Here is a 23,093-nt window from a genome sequence, read left to right as displayed (position 1 = left end):
GTTACTCCATCATCTTTTCAATCGGCAGCACCAGAATCGAGCTGGCGCCGAGCGCTTTCAGTTTTTCCATGGTTTCCCAGAACAGGGTTTCGCTGCTCACCATGTGCATCGCCACGCGGTTCTGCGCGCCGGCCAGCGGCAGAATGGTCGGGCGCTCGGCGCCCGGCAGCAGCGCGACGATCTCGTCCAGCTTCTCGCTCGGCGCGTGCAGCATGATGTATTTGGATTCGCGCGCCTGGATCACGCCCTGAATGCGGGTCATCAGGCGGTCGATCAGCTGCTGCTTGGCTTCCGGCATTTCGCCGTCGCGCTGAATCAGGCAGGCCTTGGAGCGGTAGATCACTTCCACTTCGCGCAGGCCGTTGGCCTCCAGCGTGGCGCCGGTAGAGACCAGATCGCAGATGGCGTCGGCCAGGCCGGCGCGCGGCGCCACTTCCACCGAGCCGTTCAGCAGGCAAGATTTAAAGCGCACGCCCTGCTTGTCGAGGTATTGCTTCAGCAGGTGCGGGTAAGAGGTGGCGATGCGGGCGTCCTGCAGGTTTTGCGGGCCGGTATATTCGGCGTCGAGCGGGGTGGCCAGCGACAGGCGGCAGCCGCCGAAATCGAGGCGGCGCAGGGTGAAGTAGCGCGGGTCTTCGCCCTGAGCGCGGCGGCTGAGCAGCTCTTCTTCCAGCACGTTTTCGCCGATGATGCCCAGATCGACCACGCCGTCCATCACCAGGCCCGGAATGTCGTCGTCGCGCACGCGCAGGATATCGATCGGCATGTTTTCCGCGAAGGCGATCAGGCGCTGTTGCTGCAGGTTGATCTTGATGCCGCAGCGCGCCAGCAGCTCCTGGGATTCATCGCTCAGGCGGCCCGACTTCTGCATTGCGATCCGTAAACGTGTCTTGTCCAGCATGGTAACCTCTGTTTAATCTGTAATTTTATGAATTTATTGTAAAAACTATTCTTTTCTGTCTGTCCGGAGCCAAAAAAAAACCCTCGGAAGAAATCTTCCGAGGGCTCTCTCTTGCGTTCTGCGCGCCACTGGAAGATTAACAAACCGTCTTCCAGCACTCATCGCCTGAAAGACTAGTCAGGGTGATGGTGATGATGGTGGTTGAACTGAACGCGTGTCATGGTGTTTTTCTCTAATCAAAAGCCGGTAAAAACCGTATGCCAATTAAGCTAAACTATCCGCTGTCCACCGCGCAACCCTTTTTTAACGTCATAAATTTAATTTATTGAAACAGGTTAGGTTATTAGCCACAGATGGCTTTACCTAACCTTAAGCCGGGCAGATTGTATCGCCGTGCACAGTGGCGTAGCCTTAGGGGTAGGGCGCTGCGATCTTCAGGAGAGGAAGAGGATGAAAAAGGTAGCCATTATTGGTTTGGGTTGGCTGGGCATGCCGTTGGCGCTGTCGCTGATGGGGCGCGGGTATGATGTGGTCGGCAGCAAAACCACGCCGGACGGCGTCGAGGCCGCGCGCATGAGCGGCATCGAATGCTATCAACTGGAGCTGACGCCGGAGCTGGTGTGCGATCCGGACGATCTGGAATCGCTGCTGCGCGTGGATGCGCTGGTGGTGACGCTGCCCGCTCGCCGCACCGTCGAAGGCAGCGAGAACTATTTCAATGCGGTGCGCATGCTGGTGGACAGCGCGATGGCCTTCGGCGTGCCGCGGGTGATCTTTACCAGTTCCACCTCGGTGTACGGCGAAACCGCCGGCACGCTGCGCGAAGAGTCGCCGCTGCGGCCGGTCTCGCCGTCGGGCCGGGTGCTGGCCGAGCTGGAGCGCTGGCTGCATGAATTGCCGAACACCTCGGTGGACATTCTGCGGCTGGCGGGGCTGGTGGGCGCCGATCGTCACCCCGGTCGCTTCCTGGCGGGCAAGCTCGATGTGAAGGGCGGTTCGCAGGGGGTGAATCTGGTGCACCAGGACGACGTCATCGCCGCCATCCAGCTGTTGCTGAAGCTGCCGAAGGGCGGTCACGTGTACAACCTGTGCGCGCCGCGTCATCCGGCCAAACGTGAATTTTATCCGGCGCTGGCCGAGCAGCTGCACCTGGAGCCGCCGCAGTTCGCCGACGAAGCGGATCAGGATGAGCGGCTGGTGGACGGCAACCGCATCTGCAACGAGCTGGGGTTTGAGTACCAGTATCCCGATCCGGCGCGCATGCCGGTCAGTTAAGGCAGCATGCGTCGTTTAAAGCGGGAAAAGGTGGCTCGTCACAAAGTCGACGAACAGCCTGATTTTGACTGACAGGTGGCGGCCCGACGGCCAGAGGACATGAAAAACCATGTTCTCGCGATCGTATTCATCCAGAACCGTCACCAGGCTGCCCTGTTCCAGCTGTCTGCGCACGGCGATCTCCGGCAAATAAGCGATGCCGAGCCCTTGCTCCGCGAAGCACACCTGCGGATCGAGGGTATTTGTCACCATGCTGGCCGGCCGTTCGGGGATCATCTCCGTCTTGTCCCCCAGCGGCCAGACATCCAGTTTGCCGGTGCTGGGAAAGCGATAATGCAAACGGGCATGGCTTGTCAGATCCTCGGGCTTGCTCGGCATACCCGCTTGGCTGAAATAGCTTGGCGCGCCAACGAAAACCTTGCGGCAGGTCCCCAACCGGCGGGCAACCAGCCGTGAATCGCTCGGGGTGCCGCTGCGGATAACGGCATCGAAACCTTCCTCAATCACGTCAACCAGCCGATCCGAATAATCAATATCCAGCTCGATCTCAGGATAGCGGCGCTTGAAGTCCCCCAGTTTTGGCATGAAAAGCGTGCCCAGCGACGGGAGACTGATGCGCAGCTTACCCTGGGGCGTTCCTCGCGTTTGCAACAGTTCGGCTTCCGCGTCTTTCACCTCGCTCAAAATGCGCCGGCACCTTTCCAGGAACAAGGCGCCTTCCGGCGTCAGGTTGACCGTGCGGGTGGAGCGGTGAAACAACCGCACGCTGAGCCGTTCCTCCAGCCGGGCGATGGTTTTGCTGACCGCCGACGCGGAGATCCCCAGCTGTTGCCCGGCCGCCGTGAAGCTGCGGCTTTCACTGACCCGCACGAAAACGTCGAGAGAACCCAAGCTTTCCATAGGCTTCCATTCTATTGATGACCTTTACGTCATGAGTGTTGTTCACTTTAGCCTGTTTTTCTTTTATCGGCGAGTGGGCAGCATGATGCAAACGTCATCCGCAATGGGCGGAAACATCTTTGAATAGGGAGTGATTGATGAATCAAACGACGATATCTGCGCCTGCCGCGAGCAGCGAGCGGTTGCCTCTGGGGGGCCTGCTGGCGTTGGCGATGGCCGCTTTCATCACGCTGCTGACCGAGATCATGCCGGCGGGCGTGCTTTCTTCGATCGCGGGCGATTTGAGCGTGTCTGAAAGCCTGGCGGGGCAATTCATCACCGCCTATGCGGTGGGGGCGTTGGTCGCCGCCATTCCGCTCACCGCATTGACGCAGGGCATGCGGCGCCGCCCCTTGCTCTTGAGCGCGATCGGCGGCTTTGCCATCGTCAACCTCGTCACGGCGCTGTCGCATGATTACCACGTCTCATTGGCGACGCGTTTCTTCGCCGGCGTTTTCGGCGGCATCGTTTGGTCCTTGCTGGCCGGTTACGCCGTGCGCATGTCACCGGCCCATCTTGGCGGCCGCGCTATTGCGATCTCCGGCGCCGGCGCCACCCTGGCGCTGGTGCTCGGCGTACCGCTCGGCACGTTGCTTGGCCGAGCCATCGGCTGGCAGGGCGCCTTTGGCCTGATGACGTTGATGGCGGTGATGCTCGTGGTGTGGATCATCGCCATCGTGCCGGATTTCCCCGGCCAGGCTAAGGCGCATCGCCCGTCTCTGAGCGGCGTATTCTTGCAATGCGGGATCCGCGGCGTGCTGTTCGTGGTGTTCACCTTCATCGTTGCCCACAACATTCTGTATATCTACCTGGAGCCTTTCCTCAAGCCGTCGGGGTTATCCGAGCGGGTCGATATCGTGCTGTTTATCTTCGGGCTGGGCGCGATTGCCGGATTGGGCGTCGCCGGGATGCTGGTCGATCGACGAGTCCAATCTCTTACGGTGATGAGCATCGTCACCTTTGCCCTCGCCGCCGTGCTGCTGGCCAGTGGCGGAAGGATTGCGCCGATGGTGTATCTCGCGGTCGCATTGTGGGGCGTGGCTTTCGGCGGTTTCGCCACCCTCACGCAGACGGCATTGTCACGCCTTTCCGGCCGCGCGGCCGATATGGCGCAGTCCATGTATACGACGGGCTGGAATACCGCCGTGGCCGCCGGTGGCGCGATCGGCGGCATGCTGCTCGACAAGGGCGGAGCGGCCTCTTTTGCCTGGGCCATTATCGGGCTCCTCATCCTGTCTTTAACCGGCACGCTGTTTGCCATGAATCGGGCGCTGGCCTCTCAGCGATGAGGCGATTGGCGTGCGGCGCGCGCCAAATCCTCCAGCAGCGCGTTCAACGCCTCGTCGGGCTGGACAGGGCGGCTGACCAGGCTGAGCGTGGCGCGGTAAGAGAGCGCCGCGCCGCCCAGCTGCCGCAGCAGCCCCTGTTCCACCCAGCGCGCCGCGTAGTGGGTGGGCAGGTAGCCGAGACAGGAACCGCTCAGCACCAGATGGGCGACGCTTTCCATATGGTGGGCCACCGCAGCCAGGTGAGGCGGCGCGATCGGGCACAGCTGCTGCGCCAGCAGGTAGCCGCGCTTGACCCAGCGCGCGTTTTCAATCTGCTCGCGCTCCGGTTCTTCCACCGCGAACAGCGGGTGATCCGCACTGCAGTAGATCGCCTGCGTCTCCTCCAGCCATGACTGATAACGCAACGCCTCCAACTGTTGGCCGAAGTAGCCGATGCCCAGATCGAGCTGCCGGTGCAGCAGCCCCTGCTCAATCTCGTTCGGTGAACAGATGCGGCACTGCAATTGCACGTCCTGATGTCGGCGCTGGAAGTGTTTGATGGCCTGGCTGAACGGGTTGCCCGGCAGCGAAACCAGATTATCCACCAGACCGATCTGCAGATCGCCGGTCAGCAGGCCGTTCAGCGACTGGCTGACCCGGGTGAAGTCGCGGGCGGCGTTGAACAGCGAACGGCAGGCGATCAGCATGCGTTCGCCCTTGGGCGTCAGCCGGAAGCCGGAGCGGCCGCGTTGGCACAGGCGAAAACCCAGCCGGGTTTCCAGCGAGGCCAGGTGGGTGCTGATGGTGGATTGGTTCATCAGCAGCGTTTCCTGCGCGGCGCTGACGCCCTGGGCTTCTGCCACCGCGACGAACACCCGCAGCAGTTTCAGATCGATATCGCTTAGGTTGGTGAGCATTCCCCCTCCGCAGAACGTCGGCCGGTTAACCCATTTTTAACATCGAAGAAATAGGGGCGGCGCTGAAGATATGGCCTTCCTTATGGCATGAATTGGAAATAAAAATCAATACTTCAATAAGTTAGTTGCATCGCGTTTTTCGATGTTTACATGCAAAAGCGGGAATGGTAGCCGGGGTGGCCAACGGGGTAGTCTGCGAATGTTGCTCAAATGTTTCAATTCATCGCAGATAAAGACAAGGAAACGCCATGCTGAACCAACCCCAAAGCGGTAACGACATGCCGCGCTTTGCCGGTATTCCCACCATGATGCGCCTGCCCGCGGCCGACCAGGCGCACGGTCTGGATGCCGCCTTTGTCGGCATTCCGCTGGATATCGGCACCTCCAATCGCAGCGGCACCCGCTATGGCCCGCGCCAGATCCGCCAGGAGTCGGTGATGATCCGCCCTTACAACATGGGCACCGGCTCCGCCCCGTTCGAACGTCTGCAGGTGGCCGATCTGGGGGATGTCGCCATCAACCCTTACAGCCTGGCGGACAGCGTGCAGCGCATCGAGGCGGCTTACCACGAGATCCTGGCGCACGGCTGCATGCCGTTGACGCTCGGCGGCGACCACACGCTGACGCTGCCGGTGCTGCGCGCCGTCGCCCGTCGGCATGGCCCGGTCGGGCTGATTCACGTCGATGCGCATTCCGACACCAACGAGGAGATGTTCGGCGAACAGCTGGCGCACGGCACCACCTTCCGCCGCGCGTTCGAGGAGGGGCTGCTGGCGCCGGAAAAGGTGGTGCAGATTGGCCTGCGCGGCAGCGGCTATGCGGCGGACGACTTCGACTGGTCACGGCGCCAGGGCTTCCGCGTGGTGCCGGCCGAGGCCTGCTGGCACCGGTCGCTGACGCCGCTGATGGCGGAGATCCGCGAACAGATGGGCGATGCGCCGGTTTACCTCAGCTTCGATATCGACGGACTGGATCCGGCCTTCGCACCGGGCACCGGCACGCCGGAAGTCGGCGGGCTGTCGGTCTGGCAGGGGCTGGAGATCGTGCGCGGCTGCCACGGGCTGAACCTGGTGGGCGGCGACGTGGTGGAGGTGTCGCCACCTTACGATCGCTCCGGCAACACGGCGCTGCTGGCCGCCAACCTGCTGTTTGAAATGTTGTGCGTGCTGCCGGCCCGCTGAGGCCGGTGCGCTGACCCTACCGGCGGAGCGGTTGCGTCGGGGCCCCTGATAACAATAACAACGGAGTGGAGGTACCCATGAATCTCGATCTGCTGGTCGTGGTGTTTTACTTTCTGGTGATAGGCGCGGTGGGGTGGATGGGCATTCGCCGCGCCAATTCCAAAGAGGCGTATCTGGTCGCCGGGCGCAATCTGGGGCCGGGGCTGTATTTGGGCACGCTGTCGGCGGTGGTGCTCGGCGGCGCGTCGACCATCGGCAGCGTCAAACTCGGCTACACCTACGGCATCTCCGGCGTCTGGCTGTGCGGTGCGCTCGGGCTGGGCATCGTGGTGCTGAGCCTGGTGCTGGCTAAGCCGCTGCTCAAGTTGAAGCTGTATACCGTCAGCCAGGTGCTGTCGCGACGCTATCACCCGGCGGCGCGGGTCACCAGCGGCGCGATCATGCTGGCGTATGACCTGATGGTGGCGGTGACCTCGATCATCGCCATCGGCAGCGTGATGCAGGTGATGTTCGGCCTGTCGTTCAGCGCGTCTATCCTGCTCGGCGGCGGGCTGGTGGTGCTGTATTCGACGCTGGGGGGCATGTGGTCGCTGACGCTGACCGACATCATTCAGTTCATCATCATGACCGTCGGCATGATGCTGGTGCTGATGCCGATGAGCATCGTCAAGGCCGGCGGCTGGGAAGCCTTCACCAGCCTGCTGCCCGCCGGTTACTACCAACTGTCGTCGATCGGGTTGGACACCATTCTGGTGTTCTTCCTGATCTACTTCTTCGGCATTCTGATCGGTCAGGACATTTGGCAGCGGGTGTTTACCGCCCGCAGCGCCAACGTGGCGCGCTTCGCCGGGCTGGGGGCGGGCGTCTATTGCGTGCTGTACGGCGTGACCGGCGCGCTGATCGGCATGGCCGGCAAGATCGTACTGCCGTCGCTCAGCAACACCGACGGCGCCTTTGCCGCCATCGCGCAGGCGGTGTTGCCGGTCGGCGTCAGCGGGCTGGTGGCCGCCGCGGCGTTGGCAGCGCTGATGTCCACCGCCAGCGCCTGCCTGCTGGCCTCTTCCACCATCGCGCTGGAGGACGTATTGCCGGCCATCCGGCGCAAACCTTCCGGCGGGTTGGCCGCCGGGCGCTTCACCACGCTTCTCATGGGTGTGGTCATGCTGGGGCTGGCGTTTGTGGTACGCGACGTGCTGGCGGCGCTGACGCTGGCTTACAACCTGCTGGTAGGCGGCATGCTGATCCCGCTGGTGGGGGCGATCTTCTGGCCGCGCGCCACCAGCGCCGGGGCCATCGCCAGCATGCTGACCGGCAGCCTGTGCGTGGTGGGGCTGATGATCTGGCACGGCATCGACGCCAACAGCCCGATCTACGGCGGCCTGCTGGGCGGCGGCGTCGCCTTCGTGTTGGGCAGCCTGTTGAGCCGCCCGGCAGCGCAGCTGCAGCCGCAAACCGAGCGTTGAGACGAGGCTAATGATCGCGACGAGGTGGAACATGAACAATCGCAATGTGGCGTCACGCCCAAAAATTGAAGTGCGCTCGATAGACTATGTGCCCCGTCACGAGCGGCATGGCAAGGTTTGGCATCAGGCGCCGTTTTGGTTTACCGGTAATTTCGTTTTGACGACGATGGTGGTCGGTTTCACCGGCCCTGCGTTGGGGTTGGGCGCGCTTTATTCGATGCTGGCCATTGCCGCCGGCGTAGGGTTCGGCACGTTCTTCATGGCGTGTCATGCCAATCAGGGGCCGCGCATGGGGCTGCCGCAGATGATCCAGTCGCGGGCCCAATTCGGCCTGCGTGGGGCCATCGTGCCCTTTGCCGCCGTGGTGTTTGTTTACATCGGTTTCAACGTGTTCAACGTTATTCTCGCGACCGATGCGATCAACACGGTGTTGCCGGGGCACCGTCTGCCCTGGTATGCGTTGCTGATCGCGGTGGCCGTGCTGTTGGCGATCGTCGGCCACGATATGCTGCATGCGGTGCAGCGCTGGCTGACCTATGTGATGATGGCGGTGTTCGGCGTGCTGACGATCGGCGCCGTGTTGTCGCTGCGGATGGACGCCGTTGTCGGCGCCGGGCATTTCTCGTGGGCGGCCTTTTTGATTCAGCTGTCGGCCGCCGCCGGCTATCAAATCAGCTACGCGGTGTACGTCTCCGACTATTCACGCTATTTGCCGCATGAAACGCCGTCTACCAACGTGATCTTTTGGACTTATCTGGGGGCGGCCGGATCGGCGCTTTGGCTGATGTCGCTGGGCGCGTTTCTGGCCTCAGCCCTACCGGCCCCCGATGCGATCGGCAGCGTACAGGCGGTGGGTAATGCCGTTTACCCGGGATTTGGCTCGCTGGCCGTGCTGATCGCCGTGCCCTCGCTGGTCGGCATCATGGCGGTCAATTGTTATGGCGCGATGCTGACCAGCCTCAGCGCGATTGACGCGTTCCGTAAAGTGACGCCGACGTTGAGATTACGCATGATCGGCATTGGCGTCGTCGCCCTGACGGTGTTTGCGGTGGCGTTGGCTATCCCGGCGAGCTATCTCGCCAGCTTCAATACCTTCGTGCTGCTGATGCTGTATTTCCTGGTGCCCTGGACGGCGGTGAATCTGATGGACTTTTACGTGGTGCGCGGCGGGCATTACGCGATCGGTGAAATCTTCAACCCGGCGGGGATCTACGGCCGCTGGGGGTGCCCTGGCCTGACGGCCTACGCGATCGGCCTGCTGGCGATGGTGCCGTTCATGACGTTGGGCTTTTACACCGGCCCCTTTGCTGTTTTACTGGGCGGTGCGGATATCGCTTTTCTGGTCGGCCTGCTGGTGGCCGGGAGCGTTTATGTCGTGATGTGCCGGAAGCTCGATCTTGAAGCCGAACGGCGGGTGGCGTTGTGCTGCGAGGGTTTATTGGAAGGAGAACGGGAGTGAAGGAAAAAATCAGCGTCGCATGCTGCCAGTTAGCGTTGCGGGTCGGGGAAGCGGAACACAATCGGGCGCTGTCCGCCCAGGCGATCCGCCGGGCGGCGCAGTGCGGCGCCAACGTCATCGTGCTGCCGGAGCTGGTGAACAGCGGCTACGTGCTGCGCGATAAGGCGGAGGCGCGCGCGTTGGCCGAGGCCGAAGACGGGCCGAGCCTCAGCCTGTGGGGAGCCCTGGCGCGCGAGTTGGATGTGGCGATCGTCGCCGGTTTCTGCGAGCGCCTGCCCGATGGCGAGGTGGCCAACAGTGCTGCATTGATCGATGCGCAGGGGGTGAGGGCGATTTATCGCAAAGCGCACCTGTGGCACGAAGAGAGCACCATTTTTACCGCCGGCGATCGGCCACCGCCGGTCATCGAGACCCGCTTTGGCCGGTTGGCGGTGATGATCTGCTACGATCTCGAATTCCCTGAGTGGGTGCGGCTGCCGGCGCTGGCCGGCGCTCAGCTGCTTTGCGCGCCGGTCAACTGGCCGCTGGCGCCGCGCCCGCAGGGCGAACGGCCGGCGGAGATGGTGAAGGCGCAGGCCAACGCCGCCGTCAATCGGCTGTTCATCGCGGTGTGCGATCGTTGCGAAACGGAGCGCGGCGTCGCGTGGATCGGCGGCTCGGCGATCGTCGACGCCGACGGTTACCCGTTGACGCAGCGCCTGGCGGGCGAAGGTATGGTGCTGGCATCGATGGATATCGGCGCGGCCGATGACAAGCGCATTGGCCGCCACAATCACGTGCATCGCGATCGGCGGCCGCTGCTGTATTGAAGCGGCGGGGCGGGCTGCCCCGCAGAGGGTTTTTTCCGGCGGCAACAGCCGCCGTTTTGGCGCTTACAGCCAGCCCGATTTCTTCAGCTTCTGATACAGGAAAATGCAGCCGACGGCGGTCACCCCCAGCGTGGCGTGGTAGGCCCACGGGAACTTCAGCTCCGGCATATCGGCGAAGTTCATGCCGTACAGGCTGAAGACCACCGTCGGAATGGCCAAAATCGCGCCCCAGCCCGCCAGCCGTTTCACCACTTCGTTCTGCTTGACCGTCACCAGCGCCAGGTTGACGTGCATGGCGTTGGTCAGCATTTCACGCATGTCGTCGATATTGCTGACCACCTGATGTGCGTGATCCTGCACGTCGCGCACGTAGGCGCGCAGCTCTTTCGGGATCACCTCTTCGTGCAGGCGGATCAGCTGGTTGCAGATTTCATCCATCGGCAGCGCGGCGTTGCGCAGCGCCAGCAGATGGCGGCGCAGGGTATAGACGTTCTCGATCGCCGCCTGATCGAACTCCGACTGGAACATGTTGGCTTCGATATTCTCGATGGTGCTCTCGAAGCGCGCCACCACGCTGCGGTAGTTGTCCACCACGAAGTCCAGCACCGAATAGAGGGCGAAGCCCGGCCCGCGGCACATCTGCTTGCGGTTCTCTTCCGCCTTGGCGCGGATCGGCGCGTAGCTGGGCGAGGCGCCGTGGCGCACCGTCACCAGAAAGTTTTTGCCGACGAAGAAGTGGGTTTCACCGTATTCGATTTCGTCGTTCTCGCCCCACTGCGCGGTTTTGACCACGATGAACAGCGAATCGCCGTAGGTTTCCAGCTTCGGCCGCTGGTGCGCGCACAGCGCGTCTTCGATCGCCAGATCGTGCAGGCCGAACTCCTCCTGCACCTTGCGCATAAACGCCGGTTCCGGCTGCCGGAGCCCCAGCCAGACGAAGGTGTCCGGCTGTTTGACCACCTCGCTGATATCGTCGATGGTGACTTCGCCCAGCCGTTGGCCGGCTTTGTACGCCACACAGTTCACCACCATGCTTTTGCTGTCCATCCGTCCATCCATTAATCAGTCAGAGTTTTGGTGAGAAAATAACACTCATGTTCCACCGGATAATCTTTCAGCGTCATTTGCAGCTGATAGCCGAGTTTTTCGTAGAACGGCCGCGCCTGGAAGCTGAAGGTATCCAGGCGAGCGTAGCGGCAGCCGCGCGCCTGCGCCTCGCGTTCGGCGGCGCGCATCAACCGGCCGCCGAGGCCGCTGCCGCGTTGGGAGTCCGCCACCCACAGCCACTCGACGCTCAGCCAGTTGCCCCAGGTTTCGGCGGTCAGCCCGCCGATCACCGTGCCGGCCTCGTCGCGCGCATAGACGCTGAGCGGCTTGCGGTGACGGGCGTCGATATGCGGCAGGTTGTAAGCGCGCAGGCCTTGCCTGATCGCATCGAGGGTGTGTTCGTCAATCGCGTCGGTAACGGTAATGTCCATGATTCCTCCTGGGTGATGCGTTAACTTAAGCACACTGCGGCCAAAAGGCAACCTGTTGAAATGTAATGCAAACGACCGCGCCCGCTGAGTGGGCTACACTAAACGGGTCATTTCACCTCCAGGAGGATGCCATGCCCCGATTGACTTTGCTGGCCGGTTTGCTGCTGTGCAGCGGCCTGCTGCACGCCGCGCCGACGGTCAGCCAACTGCAAGACGGCCTGGAACACCCGTGGTCGCTGGCCTTTTTGCCGGCGGAACAAGGCCTGCTTATCACCGAGCGGCCCGGCCGGTTGCGGCTGTGGCAGCAGGGCAAAGGCCTGTCGCCGCCGATCGCCGGCGTGCCGCAGGTTTACGCCGAGGGGCAGGGCGGCCTGCTGGAGGTGTTGCCGGCCCCCGACTTCGCCGCCAGCCGCCGGGTGTACCTCAGCTTCGCCGAACCGGGCGAGGGCGGCAAAGCCGGCACGGCGGTCGGCTACGGCCGTTTGAGCGAAGACGGCGCGCGGCTGGAAAACTTCAAGGTGATCTTCCGCCAGCTGCCCAAGCTGTCGGTCGGCAATCACTTCGGCGGCAAGCTGGCGTTCGACCGGCAGGGCTACCTGTTTATCGCGCTGGGCGAAAACAACCAGCGGCCGACTGCGCAGGAGACCGACAAGCTGCAGGGCAAGCTGGTGCGGCTGACCGCCGAAGGCGCAGTGCCGCCGGACAACCCCTGGGTCGGCCAGGCCGGCAAACGGCCGGAAGTTTGGTCCTACGGCCACCGGAATCCGCAAGGGCTGGCGCTGAACCCGTGGAGCGGCGCGATCTGGGAGCACGAGCACGGCCCGCGCGGCGGCGATGAGCTCAACCTCCCGCAGCCGGGTAAAAACTACGGCTGGCCGCTGGCCACCTACGGCATCAATTATTCCGGCCAGCCGATCCCGGAGGCCAGGGGGGAACGGGTGCCCGGCACCGAACAGCCACTGCACTATTGGCGGGTTTCGCCCGGCCTCAGCGGCATGGCGTTTTATGACGGGCAGCGCTTCCCCGCCTGGCGGCACTCGCTGTTCATCGGCGCGCTGGCGCAAAAGGAACTGATTCGCCTGACGCTGGAAGGCGACAAGGTGGTGGCGGAAGAGCGGTTGCTGGGCGATCGCGGCGAGCGCATTCGCGAGGTACGCAGCGGGCCGGATGGCTACCTGTATCTGCTGACGGACGAGCAGGACGGCAAGCTGCTGAAAGTCGGGGCGTCGTAACGCCCCGCAGCGATCAGGTGAGTTCGCTCATCACGCCGCGCTGGTAGGCGGGGCGAGTGCGCAGCTGCTGATACCAGCGCTCCATGTTCGGCCGCGAACGGCGGGCGATCGGCATCTCGAACCAGGCGTAGGCGAAGCTGCCGAGCGGAATATCGCCAAAGCCGAACGCGTCGCCGGAGAGGTAAGGCTGATGTGCCAGCGCCTGTTCAATGACGTCGAAGTGTTTTTCCAGCGTGGCGATCGCCGCTTCGATTTTCGCCATGTCGCGCAATTCCGGCGCGGTGCGGATCAGGCCCCAAAAGACGATGGTGAAGGCCGGGACGATGGTCGAGGTGGTCCAATCCATCCACTTCTCGGCGGCGGCGCGTGCCTGCAGATCTTGCGGATAGAACGTCGCGTCGCCGAATTTCGCCGCCAGGTAGCGCACGATGGTGTTGGATTCCCACAGCACGAAGTCATCGTCCTGCAGCAGCGGCACCAGGCCGTTCGGGTTCAGCGCGCGGTAACTCTCTTCGTTCACCTTGCCGAACGCGCCGCCGGCGTTGATGTGGGTATAGCTCAGTCCCAGTTCGGCGGCGCACCACAGCACCTTCCTGACGTTGTTCGAATTCTCACGACCCCAAATGGTCAGCATGGGATAACTCCGTTAGCGGATTAAAGACCCTTAATACCTACGCCACAACGCGCTTTTTGTCACACCGCAGGGCACTTTTTGCCTGCCGCTCAGCGCTCCCAGCGGCACACTTCCCAGCCGTGTTCCGCCGCCAGCGCGCTCAACTCGCTGTCGGGGTTGATCACCGTAGCGCTGTCGACGAATTGCAGCATCGCCTTATCGTTGAGGGAGTCGCTGTAGCCGTGGCTGTGTTCGAATTTCAGGTGCGGATGCTGCGCCAGCCAGTGTTGCAGGCGGATCACCTTACCCTGTTGGTAGGTCATGGTGCCGTAGGTGTTGCCGGTGAAGCGGCCGTCGCTGATTTCCACGCCGATCGCCAGCGCATCGTCGGCGCCGAGCTGTTCTGCGATCGGCGCCACCAGGTGCTCGCCGGTGGCGGAGATCACCAGGATGCAGTCGCCGCGCTCGCGGTGCCACTGCAGGCGCTCACGGGCGGCGGGATAGACGCGCGGCAGGATATCGCGGCGAATGTAGCGTTGCACCCAGCCGGCCACGGTTTGCACGCTCAGGCCGGTCAGCGGCGCCAGCGTAGCCTGCATATAGTCCTCCATCGACAGCTTGCCCTGATAATAGAGCTGCATCAGCTGCTGCTCCTGCAGTTCCAGCTCCGCCGGCGCGAAGCCCTGGCCGACCAGCCAGCGGATCCACAGGCTGGCGCTGTCATCGTCAATCAGGGTTTCATCCAGGTCGAATAAGGCTAAATCCATCAGTATTTCTCCGGCAGGCAGGGTATGAGGTCGTTTACAGGATAGCGGATAGCGCCCATCGCCAGCCAGCGGCGTCGGCGAAATTGCGCAGAGCATAAGAAACATTGATGACGGTTTTGCGACAGTTTGTTGAACGTTTGCATAACTTAGAACGCAACAATATTGGCCGCCCCGGTGAGCGCGGTGATAACTATGGGGCAAATGCAGCTACCCGCTGGAGAGAGAATGTTGATTATTCGCCTGTACGGCAGCCCGATCGTGATTGGGGAAGAAGAGGAACCGCATGATGACGCACCTGACGACGCTGAAGACGCTGCCGCTGCTGGATCTTTCGCAGCTTGACGGCGATGCGCGCCGGCGGCGCGCCTTTCTTGACGATTTGCGCGCGGCGGCCCGCGACGTCGGTTTTTTCTATCTGCACGGGCACGGCGTGGACAGTGCGCTGAATGCGCGGCTGCAGCAGGGCGCGCGGCAATTTTTCGCGCTGCCGGAAGCCGACAAATTGGCGGTGCAGATGGTGCATTCGCCGCACTTTCGCGGTTACAACCGGGCGGCGGCGGAGCTGACGCGTGGCCAGCCGGACTGGCGCGAGCAGTTCGATATCGGCGCCGAACGCCCGGCGCTGACGCTGTCTGACGACACCCCGCGCTGGGCGCGTCTGCAGGGACCAAACCAGTGGCCGACGGCGCTGCCGACGCTGAAACCGCTGCTGCTGCAGTGGCAACAGGTGATGACCGCCATGTCGCTGCGGCTGCTGCGCGCTTTCGCTTTGGCGCTGTCGCTGCCGGAGCAGGCTTTCGATCGCTTGTACGGCGAGAAGCCCAACGAACACATCAAACTGATTCGCTACCCGGGGCGGGACGCTACCGCCAGCGCACAGGGCGTCGGCGCGCACAAGGACTCCGGCTTTCTCAGCTTCCTGCTGCAGGACGCGCAAAAAGGGCTGCAGGTGGAGGTGAGCGAAGGGCGGTGGATTGACGCCCAGCCGCGTGAGGACACCTTCGTGGTGAACATCGGCGAGCTGCTGGAGCTGGCGACCAACGGCTACCTGCGCGCCACGGTGCACCGGGTGGAAACGCCGCCGGCGGGGCGCGACAGGCTGTCGATCGCCTTCTTCCTCGGCGCGCGATTGGACGCGGTGGTGCCGTTGTATCAACTGCCGCCGTCGCTGGCGGCGCAGGCGCGCGGCCCGGCCAGCGATCCGCTCAATCCGCTGCTGCGCGACGTGGGGTATAACTACCTGAAAGGCCGCATCCGTTCCCACCCCGATGTGGCACAGCGCTTTTATCGGGACGTCATCGGCGTCTGAACATCAGGCACAAAAAAGCCCGGCGCGCCGGCCGGGCTGATGGCGATTGATTCGGGCGATTATTCCGCCAGCGCCTGCTGCAGATCGGCGATCAGATCTTCCACATCCTCAATCCCCACCGACAGGCGTACCAGCTGCGGCGTGATGCCGGTTGCCTGGCGCTGTTCCAGCGGAATGGAGGCGTGCGTCATGCTGAACGGCTGGCTGATCAGGCTTTCCACGCCGCCCAGGCTTTCCGCCAGGGTGAACAGGCGCGAGCGCTGAATGACCCGGCGCGCATAGGCGTCGTCGCCTTTCAACCGCACCGAGATCATGCCGCCGAAGCGCGTCATCTGGCGCGCCGCCAGCTCATGCTGCGGGTGGCTCGGCAGGCCGGGATAGTAGACATTTTCCACCTGCGGCTGGCTCTCCAGCCACTGGGCGATGCGCAGTGCGCTGTCGCTGTGGCGCTGCATGCGCAGGGCCAGGGTGCGGATGCCGCGCAGCGTCAGGAAGCTGCTGAACGGATCGAGAATGCCGCCGACCGCGTTTTGCAGGAAACCGAGCTGCTCCGCCAGCGCCGGGTTATCCCCCACCGCCGCGACGCCGGCCACCACGTCGGAGTGGCCGTTGAGGTATTTGGTGGCGGAGTGCACCACCACGTCAAAGCCCAGATCCAGCGGACGCTGCAGATACGGCGAAGCGAAGGTATTGTCCGCCACGCTGATTAGCTGATGCTTTTTGGCGATCGCGGCGATGGCGCTCAGATCCGCCAGTTTCAGCAAGGGGTTGGTCGGGGTTTCCACCCAGATCATTTTGGTATCCGGCTCGATCGCCTGTTCCAGCCCGGCGAGATCCGCCGGCGACACGTAGGTGACGCGCAGGCCGGCGGTGCGGCTGCGCACCTTTTCCAGCAGGCGATAGGTGCCGCCGTACAGATCGTCCACCGCGATCAGGTGGCTGTCTTTATCGAGCAGCTCCAGCACCGTGGAACAGGCCGCCAGGCCGGAGGCGAAGGCGTAGCCGCGGCTGCCGCCTTCCAGTTCGGCGATGGCGCTTTCCAGCGCGGTGCGCGTCGGGTTGGCGCTGCGGGAATATTCGTAGCCGGTATGCTCGCCCGGCGCCGGTTGGGCGTAGGTGGAGGTGGCGTAAATCGCCGGCATCACGGCGCCGGTCGCGTCCGGGGTGTAACCGGCGTGAACGGTCAACGTATCAAACTTGGCCATAATGGGTCCTTATTAACGTAATTTTTGGCGCCAGGCGTTAAGCACGTCTGTACGGGTAATCAGGCCGAGGAAGCGCTCGCCGTCGAGCACTACCGCGACGTGGCCATGGTTGAAGGTGGCCTGCAATTCTTCGTAGCCGGCTTCTTTTTGCAGCGTATGGACTTGCTTGGTCATCGCGCTACTGGCCGGCAGGCTGAAGTGGGCGGCGTCGGCCTGGACGGCGTTCAGCAGATCCCACTCATCGATCAGGCCGACCACCCGATCGCCTTCCAGCACTGGCAGCTGCGAGATGTCGTACAGCCGCATGCGGGCGTGCACGATCGCCAGCGTGTCGTCCGGCGCGGCAGAAACGGCCGCACCTTCGTCGTGGCGGTAGGCGATCAGATCGCGCAGATCGCCGTGCTGCGGTTTGCTCAGGAGACCCTGTTCCAGCATCCAGTGATCGTTATACATTTTAGACAGGTATTTGTTGCCGCTGTCGCAGACAAAGGTCACTACCCGCTTGGGTTCGGTCTGTGCGCGGCAGTAACGCAGTGCGGCGGCCAGCAGGGTGCCGGTGGACGAGCCCGCCAGCACGCCTTCCTTGCGCAGCAGATCGCGCGCGGTGGTGAAGGCTTCTGCGTCGCCGATGCGGTAAGCGTGGCGGACCTGGTCAAAGTCGCTGAGCGGCGGGACGAAGTCTTCGCCGATGCCTTCCACCAGCCAGCTGCCCGCTTCCCCGATGTGGCCGTTGTCGAGATAGTCCGCCAGGATAGAGCCGGCAGGGTCGGCCAGCACGAATTCCGTCTGCGGCGAAACGTCGGCGAAATAGCGGCTCAGCCCGCCCAGCGTGCCGCCGGAGCCGACGCCAACCACGATAGCGTCTACGTCATGCTCCATCTGCTGCCACAGTTCGGGCGCGGTGGTGGTGGTATGGGCCGCCGGGTTGGCCGGGTTGTTGAACTGATCGATATAAAAGGCGCCGGGGATCTCCCCGGCCAGGCGTTTGGCGTAATCCTGATAGTAAGCCGGATGCCCCTTGCCGACGTCCGAGCGGGTCAGCAGCACTTCCACGCCCAGTGCGCGCAGGTGGAAGATCTTCTCGCGGCTCATCTTGTCCGGTACCACCAGCAGCAGCTTATAGCCTTTCAACGCCGCCACCAGTGCCAGTCCCAGGCCGGTATTGCCGGCGGTGGCTTCGATGATGGTGCCGCCCGGCTGCAGCTTGCCGTCGCGCTCGGCCTGCTCGATCATTGACAGCGCCACGCGGTCTTTGATCGAACCACCGGGGTTTTGATTCTCCAGCTTGACGAACAGCCGGCACGGGCCGGTATCGAACTGGGTCAGTTCCAGCATCGGGGTATTGCCAATCATCTCGATGACGGAATGGGGGATCGCCATGACTCATCTCCAGGATTATTCGGTATAAAAGTCGTTATATGGATGATAGCGCTGAGGATAAGCGCTTTAAAAAGAACAAATAACGGTTCTATATGCCATTATGGAATATATTAATCTTTTTTAGACGTATAGATGCGCAGATGTTTAGCGGTGCAGATGCTTGGCCGTGTAGCCGTGGGTGGATGCAAAAATACGCGTCGCGATGCTTTTTTGAACGATAAGCGGGGGCCTGCGTACAGTTATGTAAAAATGCTGAAAATTCACGCTAAACCCTGCAAAAATAAGATAAATCACATAAACTCACAGCAAGGGCATTTTCGGTGCGTTGCGTTACCCGCTATGGGCGCCGCAGGGGGTTGCGGCCGGCACGCGCGCACCGGGCCACTCTCGCTGGTTGGCTTAAAACGTGAACATGTTTGAAAGTTAACGCTATTTCAATGGTTTGAATGGACACTCTGGCGACGTCATGATGAAAAAAAACTTATCCACTTCCCTGAAAAAACTGACCTTCAGCGTAGGCATCCTGTTGCTGGCCGCCCCGGCCGTGCACGCGGCCGAGCCGCCGGCGCCGCCGCAGGTAGACGCCAAGGCCTACATTCTGATGGATTACAACAGCGGCAAGGTGCTGACCGAAGGCAATGCCGACACCCGTCTCGATCCCGCCAGCCTGACCAAGATCATGTCCAGCTACGTGATCGGCCAGGCGATCAAGGCCGGCAAGATCAAGCCGGAAGACCTGGTCACCGTCGGCAAAGACGCCTGGGCGCCCGGTAACCCGGCGCTGCGCGGTTCTTCGCTGATGTTCATCAAGCCGGGCGATCAGGTGCCGGTACTGGAGCTGAATAAGGGCATCGTGATCCAGTCGGGCAACGACGCCAGCATCGCGCTGGCGGACTACGTGGCGGGCAGCCAGGATTCGTTCGTCGGCCTGATGAACAACTACGCCAAATCCCTGGGCCTGCAGAATACCCACTTCCTGACGGTGCACGGTCTGGATGCGGAAGGGCAGTACAGCACGGCGCGCGACATGGCGCTGCTGAGCCAGGCGCTGATCCGCGACGTGCCGGACGAATACGCGCTGCATAAAGAAAAAGAGTTCACCTTTAACAAGATCCGCCAGATTAACCGCAACCGCCTGCTGTGGAGCAGCAACCTGAACGTCGACGGCATCAAGACCGGTTACACCAGCGGCGCCGGCCATAACCTGGTGGCGTCGGCCACCGACGGCCCGATGCGTCTGATCTCGGTGGTGTTGGGCGCGCCGAGCGATCGCGTGCGCTTCAGCGAAAGCGAAAAGCTGCTGACCTGGGGCTTCCGCTTCTATGAAACCGCGACGCCGATCAAGGCCGATAAGCCGTTCGTCACCCAGAAAGTGTGGTTCGGCGACGTCAGCGAAGTGCCGCTCGGCGTGGCGAAAGACGCCTCGGTCACCATTCCGAAAGGGCAGATGAAAAACCTGAAGGCCAGCTACAAGCTGACCCAGCCGACGCTGGAAGCGCCGCTGGCGAAAAACCAGGTGGTCGGCACCATCGATTTCCAGCTGGACGGCAAGACCATCGAACAGCACCCGCTGGTGGTGATGCAAGAGGTGAAAGAGGGCAACTTCTTCAGCCGCATCTGGGATATGGTGATGATGAAGCTGAGCCAGTGGTTCGGCGGGATCTTCGGCTAAATACCCTGATGTGAGGCGCGCGCCCCGGGCGCAAGATTCTCGACCAAGCCGCAACGGAGACGTTGCGGCTTTTTTTTCGCGAGTTCCTGGGGCGCGGTGATTAAAAGTAGTCCACCAGCATGGTGGCGCCGCTGGTGAAATCGCCTTCCGCCAGGGTGACGGCGCTGTTTTTCACCGGCACCGCATCAAGCGTCGGCGGATTAGCGTAGTCGATGTTCAGCGGCGTATTGATGGCGAAGGCCTTACCGTTGGCCAACAGCTTGATGCCCAATCCATTGACGCTGCTGGTTAACACGCTGCCGTCGAAGGCCGCCGCGCCGCCCATGATCTTCATTTTCAGCTGGCGGCTGTTATCCAGAAACTCGCATTTGATGCTGTAATCGATGCGTTGCATATAGCGATTGCCGTCGATGCGCTTGATGCCGACCTTGCCGAAGTCGATATCGATGGTGCGCCCGTCATTGATCACGCAAGGCGGAGGCGCCACCACGGTGGCGGTGATGTTGACCTTGGTGCCCTGGTCGGCGGCCTGGGTGGTGGCGCTGATCAGGCTCAGCGACCACAGCAGAGCGCAGCGTGTTTTTTTCGTCATGTTCATTCTGGCTCCCGTTTCAAGGTGCGCTGAAGATCAGCGTGGCCGAGCCTGACAGCGGGCCGGTGGCGATGCTGGTGTAAGGCACATTGTTCTTCACCGGCACAAAGGTTACGGTGTCGTTGCCCAGCCCGTTGACGATGCGCGTTCTGAAGGCATTGTTGGGCTTTACCACCGCGCCGTTGTACACCATGGCCACGCCGACGTTAGGGTTGCTGGTTTTGATAAAATCGCTGGAGAAGCCACTGGCGTCGCTGACCATGCGGATCAGAATATCCTGCGTCGCGCTCTGGTCGTCGCATTGGTAGCTGAGCGCCTTGTCCTGTTTGATTTGGGCGTCGCTGGCGCTTTGAGTCAGAAAGTCCTGGCGGATCTGGCCAAAGTCGACATTGATTTGCTGGCCGTTGTTGATGGTGCAACTGGTGGTGACGAAGTAGGCGTCGTTGTCGGCGATCAGGCGCCAGCGATAAACGCCGCACTGCGGGCAACCCGGCTGATCGTTGGTCTGAATAAAGTTTATTTGGCCGATGACGTCGCCCTTGTTCACCTTGATGTCCGGCGTTGGGAAACGGTTCAACACGATATAGACCCGGATGGCGACCGACTGGGTCTGTAACCCGGTAAGGCTGAGTACGCTGATACCTGATGGCACCGGAGAGTTGTAATCGCTGCCGTTGATGGTGGTACCGCTGCCGATGGTGCCAAAAATCGCACTGTTCATCGACAGCGCCGGGCTGTCGGTTTTGAGATAGTCATACCAGCTCGCGACGTCGTTTTTACAGGTGACCTGGCTGACGTTGACGATTTCGTTTTTGCCATAAGAAAGCTGTGGCCCGATGCGTACCCGGACGTCAACCGGCGTGGTCGAGCCCCCGGGTGGAATCAGTCCGCCATCGGACGTGCGGCAGGTAAATGCGTTGGCATTGCCAAGCAGCATGAAGAAAGATAATGCCAGGCAGCAACGTAAAAATAGCAGGGCTGTTTTTCTCACGATAATATCCCAATATATATAAATAGTGTGCGGCATTACTCCGCAATGAAATATCGCCAATCAGGCCGGTTGGCCATATTTATTCCGTTAAAGGGGAGTGAGGGCATCTCTGTTGGGGATGCCGTCGTTATCACCGTTCAGCAACGCGGTGGGATACCACCTCAACGAGTTGTTGATAGAGCCGTCCGTCACAATCACTTTTTGCCGGGCGACAAGATCCAACAACAGCCGCCGAGCCCGGTAAACACCGACGTTGACGGCATTGGCCAGTTGCCGCGTCGATAGCCATTGCTGCGGCGGCGGCAGACCGGCGACGGGGCACTTGCGGGGTGACTGCGCAAATAATGTTTGCAGCAGATCGTGCTGCAATTGCCGTATTTCCTTTTGTTTCGGAGATAACGCTTCCATAGCACTTCCTCTGTATTCCGATTGCCGTATTCCTAAGAAAAAACAAACTTTCGCTGCCTACCAACAACGAGGTAAAACGCGAACAAAGAAAAATCCTATCTATTTATCAGGATTGAAAAAAAAGGCGTTGCCCGCCCCGTTTTTACCTATACCAAGGCAGGGGTGGCGTCACGCTGAAACCTAAAATTTTGGTTTATTATATTCACAAAGTGACACTTTGCGATCTGATTACTTGGGAATCACAGAAAAACAGGATATTGCTCTATAAAAGCATCTTTTACGATCTATGAGCCTAAAAATAACAGTAAATTAACTTCAATTAGGAAATAAATTGCGAATGTTCGCCTTGATCAAAAAAAGCCTTTTTTTGCTTGGAGGCATTTGCCAGAATATTCATCGCCGAACAAGAAGGGCGGATTAGAAAGTATTGGTCTCTGCTTGTTGTGATTTTGTTTATTTTTATATGACGAATTCATTAATGGGTGGGCCGCTGCGAACTTGCCGTAATCGACATGTTTATTGTCGGTGCCTTTGAGTTTTGGCAGTTAACCAACCAGCAAGATGCTAAAGAATCAGGGCTGCGCATATATAAGCGCGAGCGGGTTTCCTGTTGCTCTTTTTCTTGATTGGAATATGCATTTTTTCTTATAAGGAATATAGGTTCTATGAAACTTAACAAAATCATGATGGCTGCAGTGATTGCATTTGGCGCAAGTTCTTTTGCACAGGCAGCCGATCAGGGACACGGTAAGGTCACCTTCACGGGCTCTATTATTGATGCGCCATGCTCTATTGCACCCGAGTCGATCGATCAGACCGTAGATCTGGGCCAGGTTTCCAACGTGGCGTTGAAAAACGGCGGCAAATCCAACCCGCGTCCGTTTGAAATCAAACTGGAGCAGTGTGATATCACCACGCTGAAAACCGTTAAAACCACCTTCAGCGGCGTAGCGTCGTCCACCGACAAGGATCTGTTGGGTATCGCGGGTACCGCCAGCGGCGCCGGCGTAGCCATCTCTTACAATGGTCAGCCGATCAAACTGGGTGAAGCGACTACCGCGCAGACCCTGAACACCGGCAACAACACTCTGCATTTCGCCGCCTACCTGCAGGGTGAAGGCGCTTCCGCCGCCATCGTTCCGGGCGATTTCACTGCCGTAGCCGATTTCACCCTGGCTTATCAGTAAGTGAGTCCGAAGGCTTAATCAACCAGGCATGGGGTTCGCCGCATGCC

At 61.2% G+C, this 23,093-nt stretch carries 23 protein-coding genes and 1 other annotated feature; of the genes, 10 read left to right on the top strand and 13 right to left on the bottom strand.

What is annotated here, in order from left to right; genetic code table 11:
• Position 1 precedes the first annotated feature (1 nt).
• Together hisG and hisL are read right to left on the bottom strand one after the other, a co-directional pair.
• Positions 2 to 901: an ATP phosphoribosyltransferase gene (hisG, locus tag EKL15_RS23400; protein WP_049202244.1), complete on the bottom strand. Its 900-nt coding sequence runs from the start codon at positions 899 to 901 to the stop codon at positions 2 to 4.
• A 71-nt stretch (positions 902 to 972) separates the two neighbouring features.
• Positions 973 to 1,099 (bottom strand) — a sequence feature (His leader region).
• Complete coding sequence (hisL, locus tag EKL15_RS23395; RefSeq protein ID WP_100396937.1) at positions 1,075 to 1,122, bottom strand: his operon leader peptide; 48 nt, start codon at positions 1,120 to 1,122, stop codon at positions 1,075 to 1,077. It overlaps the preceding feature by 25 nt.
• 229 nt (positions 1,123 to 1,351) lie before the next feature.
• Between hisL and EKL15_RS23390 the strand changes: the two genes are divergently transcribed.
• On the top strand, positions 1,352 to 2,176 hold the full coding sequence (locus EKL15_RS23390; protein WP_149572154.1) for an SDR family oxidoreductase: 825 nt from the start codon (positions 1,352 to 1,354) through the stop codon (positions 2,174 to 2,176).
• 15 nt (positions 2,177 to 2,191) lie between these two features.
• On the opposite strand, the gene EKL15_RS23385 is transcribed toward EKL15_RS23390, so the two are convergent.
• Positions 2,192 to 3,076: a LysR family transcriptional regulator gene (locus EKL15_RS23385; protein WP_084826523.1), complete on the bottom strand. Its 885-nt coding sequence runs from the start codon at positions 3,074 to 3,076 to the stop codon at positions 2,192 to 2,194.
• 137 nt (positions 3,077 to 3,213) lie between these two features.
• Between EKL15_RS23385 and EKL15_RS23380 the strand changes: the two genes are divergently transcribed.
• Entirely contained in the window at positions 3,214 to 4,404 is a 1,191-nt protein-coding gene (locus EKL15_RS23380) for an MFS transporter (protein WP_197848267.1), read from the top strand.
• Here EKL15_RS23380 and EKL15_RS23375 read toward each other — a convergent pair.
• Positions 4,395 to 5,300 carry a LysR family transcriptional regulator gene (locus EKL15_RS23375; protein ID WP_060421547.1) on the bottom strand — a complete coding sequence of 302 codons (906 nt, stop codon included), beginning with the start codon at positions 5,298 to 5,300 and terminating at the stop codon, positions 4,395 to 4,397. The genes EKL15_RS23380 and EKL15_RS23375 overlap by 10 nt on opposite strands.
• A 248-nt stretch (positions 5,301 to 5,548) precedes the next feature.
• Here EKL15_RS23375 and speB point away from each other — a divergent pair, with 248 nt between their 5' ends.
• The 4 genes from speB (at position 5,549) to EKL15_RS23355 (ending at position 10,212) form a co-directional block, all read left to right on the top strand.
• Positions 5,549 to 6,481: an agmatinase gene (gene speB / locus EKL15_RS23370; RefSeq protein ID WP_033637774.1), complete on the top strand. Its 933-nt coding sequence runs from the start codon at positions 5,549 to 5,551 to the stop codon at positions 6,479 to 6,481.
• A gap of 77 nt (positions 6,482 to 6,558) precedes the next feature.
• On the top strand, positions 6,559 to 7,944 hold the full coding sequence (locus EKL15_RS23365; protein WP_060421550.1) for a sodium:solute symporter: 1,386 nt from the start codon (positions 6,559 to 6,561) through the stop codon (positions 7,942 to 7,944).
• A 31-nt stretch (positions 7,945 to 7,975) separates the two neighbouring features.
• Positions 7,976 to 9,403, top strand: coding sequence for a cytosine permease (locus EKL15_RS23360; RefSeq protein WP_203090452.1), 1,428 nt, complete (start codon positions 7,976 to 7,978; stop codon positions 9,401 to 9,403).
• Positions 9,400 to 10,212: a nitrilase-related carbon-nitrogen hydrolase gene (locus EKL15_RS23355; protein WP_203090450.1), complete on the top strand. Its 813-nt coding sequence runs from the start codon at positions 9,400 to 9,402 to the stop codon at positions 10,210 to 10,212. Before EKL15_RS23360 ends, EKL15_RS23355 begins: the two co-directional genes overlap by 4 nt.
• Before the next feature lie 63 nt (positions 10,213 to 10,275).
• Here EKL15_RS23355 and corA read toward each other — a convergent pair whose 3' ends face one another.
• Both corA and EKL15_RS23345 read right to left on the bottom strand, forming a co-directional pair.
• Positions 10,276 to 11,259: a magnesium/cobalt transporter CorA gene (corA, locus tag EKL15_RS23350; RefSeq protein WP_203090448.1), complete on the bottom strand. Its 984-nt coding sequence runs from the start codon at positions 11,257 to 11,259 to the stop codon at positions 10,276 to 10,278.
• Between the two features lie 11 nt (positions 11,260 to 11,270).
• Complete coding sequence (locus tag EKL15_RS23345; protein WP_033654621.1) at positions 11,271 to 11,690, bottom strand: GNAT family N-acetyltransferase; 420 nt, start codon at positions 11,688 to 11,690, stop codon at positions 11,271 to 11,273.
• 131 nt (positions 11,691 to 11,821) lie between these two features.
• Here EKL15_RS23345 and EKL15_RS23340 point away from each other — a divergent pair, with 131 nt between their 5' ends.
• A complete protein-coding gene (locus EKL15_RS23340; RefSeq protein WP_060440324.1) occupies positions 11,822 to 12,922 on the top strand; it encodes a PQQ-dependent sugar dehydrogenase in 1,101 nt (366 codons plus the stop codon).
• 13 nt (positions 12,923 to 12,935) lie between these two features.
• On the opposite strand, the gene EKL15_RS23335 is transcribed toward EKL15_RS23340, so the two are convergent.
• Together EKL15_RS23335 and EKL15_RS23330 are read right to left on the bottom strand one after the other, a co-directional pair.
• Positions 12,936 to 13,556, bottom strand: coding sequence for a glutathione S-transferase family protein (locus EKL15_RS23335; protein WP_060440323.1), 621 nt, complete (start codon positions 13,554 to 13,556; stop codon positions 12,936 to 12,938).
• An 89-nt stretch (positions 13,557 to 13,645) separates the two neighbouring features.
• Complete coding sequence (locus EKL15_RS23330) at positions 13,646 to 14,302, bottom strand: HAD family phosphatase (protein WP_004938759.1); 657 nt, start codon at positions 14,300 to 14,302, stop codon at positions 13,646 to 13,648.
• A gap of 286 nt (positions 14,303 to 14,588) precedes the next feature.
• Here EKL15_RS23330 and EKL15_RS23325 point away from each other — a divergent pair, with 286 nt between their 5' ends.
• Positions 14,589 to 15,611 carry an isopenicillin N synthase family oxygenase gene (locus EKL15_RS23325; RefSeq protein ID WP_203090476.1) on the top strand — a complete coding sequence of 341 codons (1,023 nt, stop codon included), beginning with the start codon at positions 14,589 to 14,591 and terminating at the stop codon, positions 15,609 to 15,611.
• A gap of 59 nt (positions 15,612 to 15,670) precedes the next feature.
• On the opposite strand, the gene EKL15_RS23320 is transcribed toward EKL15_RS23325, so the two are convergent.
• A complete protein-coding gene (locus EKL15_RS23320; RefSeq protein ID WP_193158908.1) occupies positions 15,671 to 16,816 on the bottom strand; it encodes a PLP-dependent aspartate aminotransferase family protein in 1,146 nt (381 codons plus the stop codon).
• Positions 16,817 to 16,828: 12 nt separating this feature from the next.
• The gene (locus tag EKL15_RS23315) at positions 16,829 to 18,196 is read right to left on the bottom strand and encodes a cystathionine beta-synthase (RefSeq protein ID WP_087762234.1); all 1,368 of its coding nucleotides are present in this window, start codon (positions 18,194 to 18,196) and stop codon (positions 16,829 to 16,831) included.
• A 466-nt stretch (positions 18,197 to 18,662) separates the two neighbouring features.
• Between EKL15_RS23315 and EKL15_RS23310 the strand changes: the two genes are divergently transcribed.
• Positions 18,663 to 19,868 carry a serine hydrolase gene (locus tag EKL15_RS23310; protein ID WP_038881127.1) on the top strand — a complete coding sequence of 402 codons (1,206 nt, stop codon included), beginning with the start codon at positions 18,663 to 18,665 and terminating at the stop codon, positions 19,866 to 19,868.
• A 100-nt stretch (positions 19,869 to 19,968) separates the two neighbouring features.
• Here EKL15_RS23310 and EKL15_RS23305 read toward each other — a convergent pair whose 3' ends face one another.
• The 3 genes from EKL15_RS23305 to EKL15_RS23295 all read right to left on the bottom strand — a co-directional run bounded on the left by EKL15_RS23305 (position 19,969) and on the right by EKL15_RS23295 (position 21,859).
• Positions 19,969 to 20,460, bottom strand: coding sequence for a fimbrial protein (locus EKL15_RS23305; protein WP_225528983.1), 492 nt, complete (start codon positions 20,458 to 20,460; stop codon positions 19,969 to 19,971).
• Between the two features lie 19 nt (positions 20,461 to 20,479).
• Positions 20,480 to 21,397, bottom strand: a complete 918-nt coding sequence (locus tag EKL15_RS23300) for a fimbrial protein (protein ID WP_072265445.1) — start codon at positions 21,395 to 21,397, stop codon at positions 20,480 to 20,482.
• A gap of 141 nt (positions 21,398 to 21,538) precedes the next feature.
• Positions 21,539 to 21,859, bottom strand: coding sequence for a hypothetical protein (locus EKL15_RS23295; protein WP_047728024.1), 321 nt, complete (start codon positions 21,857 to 21,859; stop codon positions 21,539 to 21,541).
• Positions 21,860 to 22,524: 665 nt separating this feature from the next.
• On the opposite strand from EKL15_RS23295, the gene EKL15_RS23290 reads away from it, so the two are divergent.
• Positions 22,525 to 23,046, top strand: a complete 522-nt coding sequence (locus tag EKL15_RS23290; protein ID WP_025302212.1) for a fimbrial protein — start codon at positions 22,525 to 22,527, stop codon at positions 23,044 to 23,046.
• Positions 23,047 to 23,093: the final 47 nt, after the last annotated feature.

It is taken from the genome of Serratia sp. 4542, from assembly GCF_016805595.1.
In the GTDB taxonomy this organism is placed as follows: domain Bacteria; phylum Pseudomonadota; class Gammaproteobacteria; order Enterobacterales; family Enterobacteriaceae; genus Serratia; species Serratia nevei.
The sequence above is the reverse complement of the archived record's forward strand: the minus strand, read 5'-3'. Positions and strand labels throughout refer to the sequence as shown.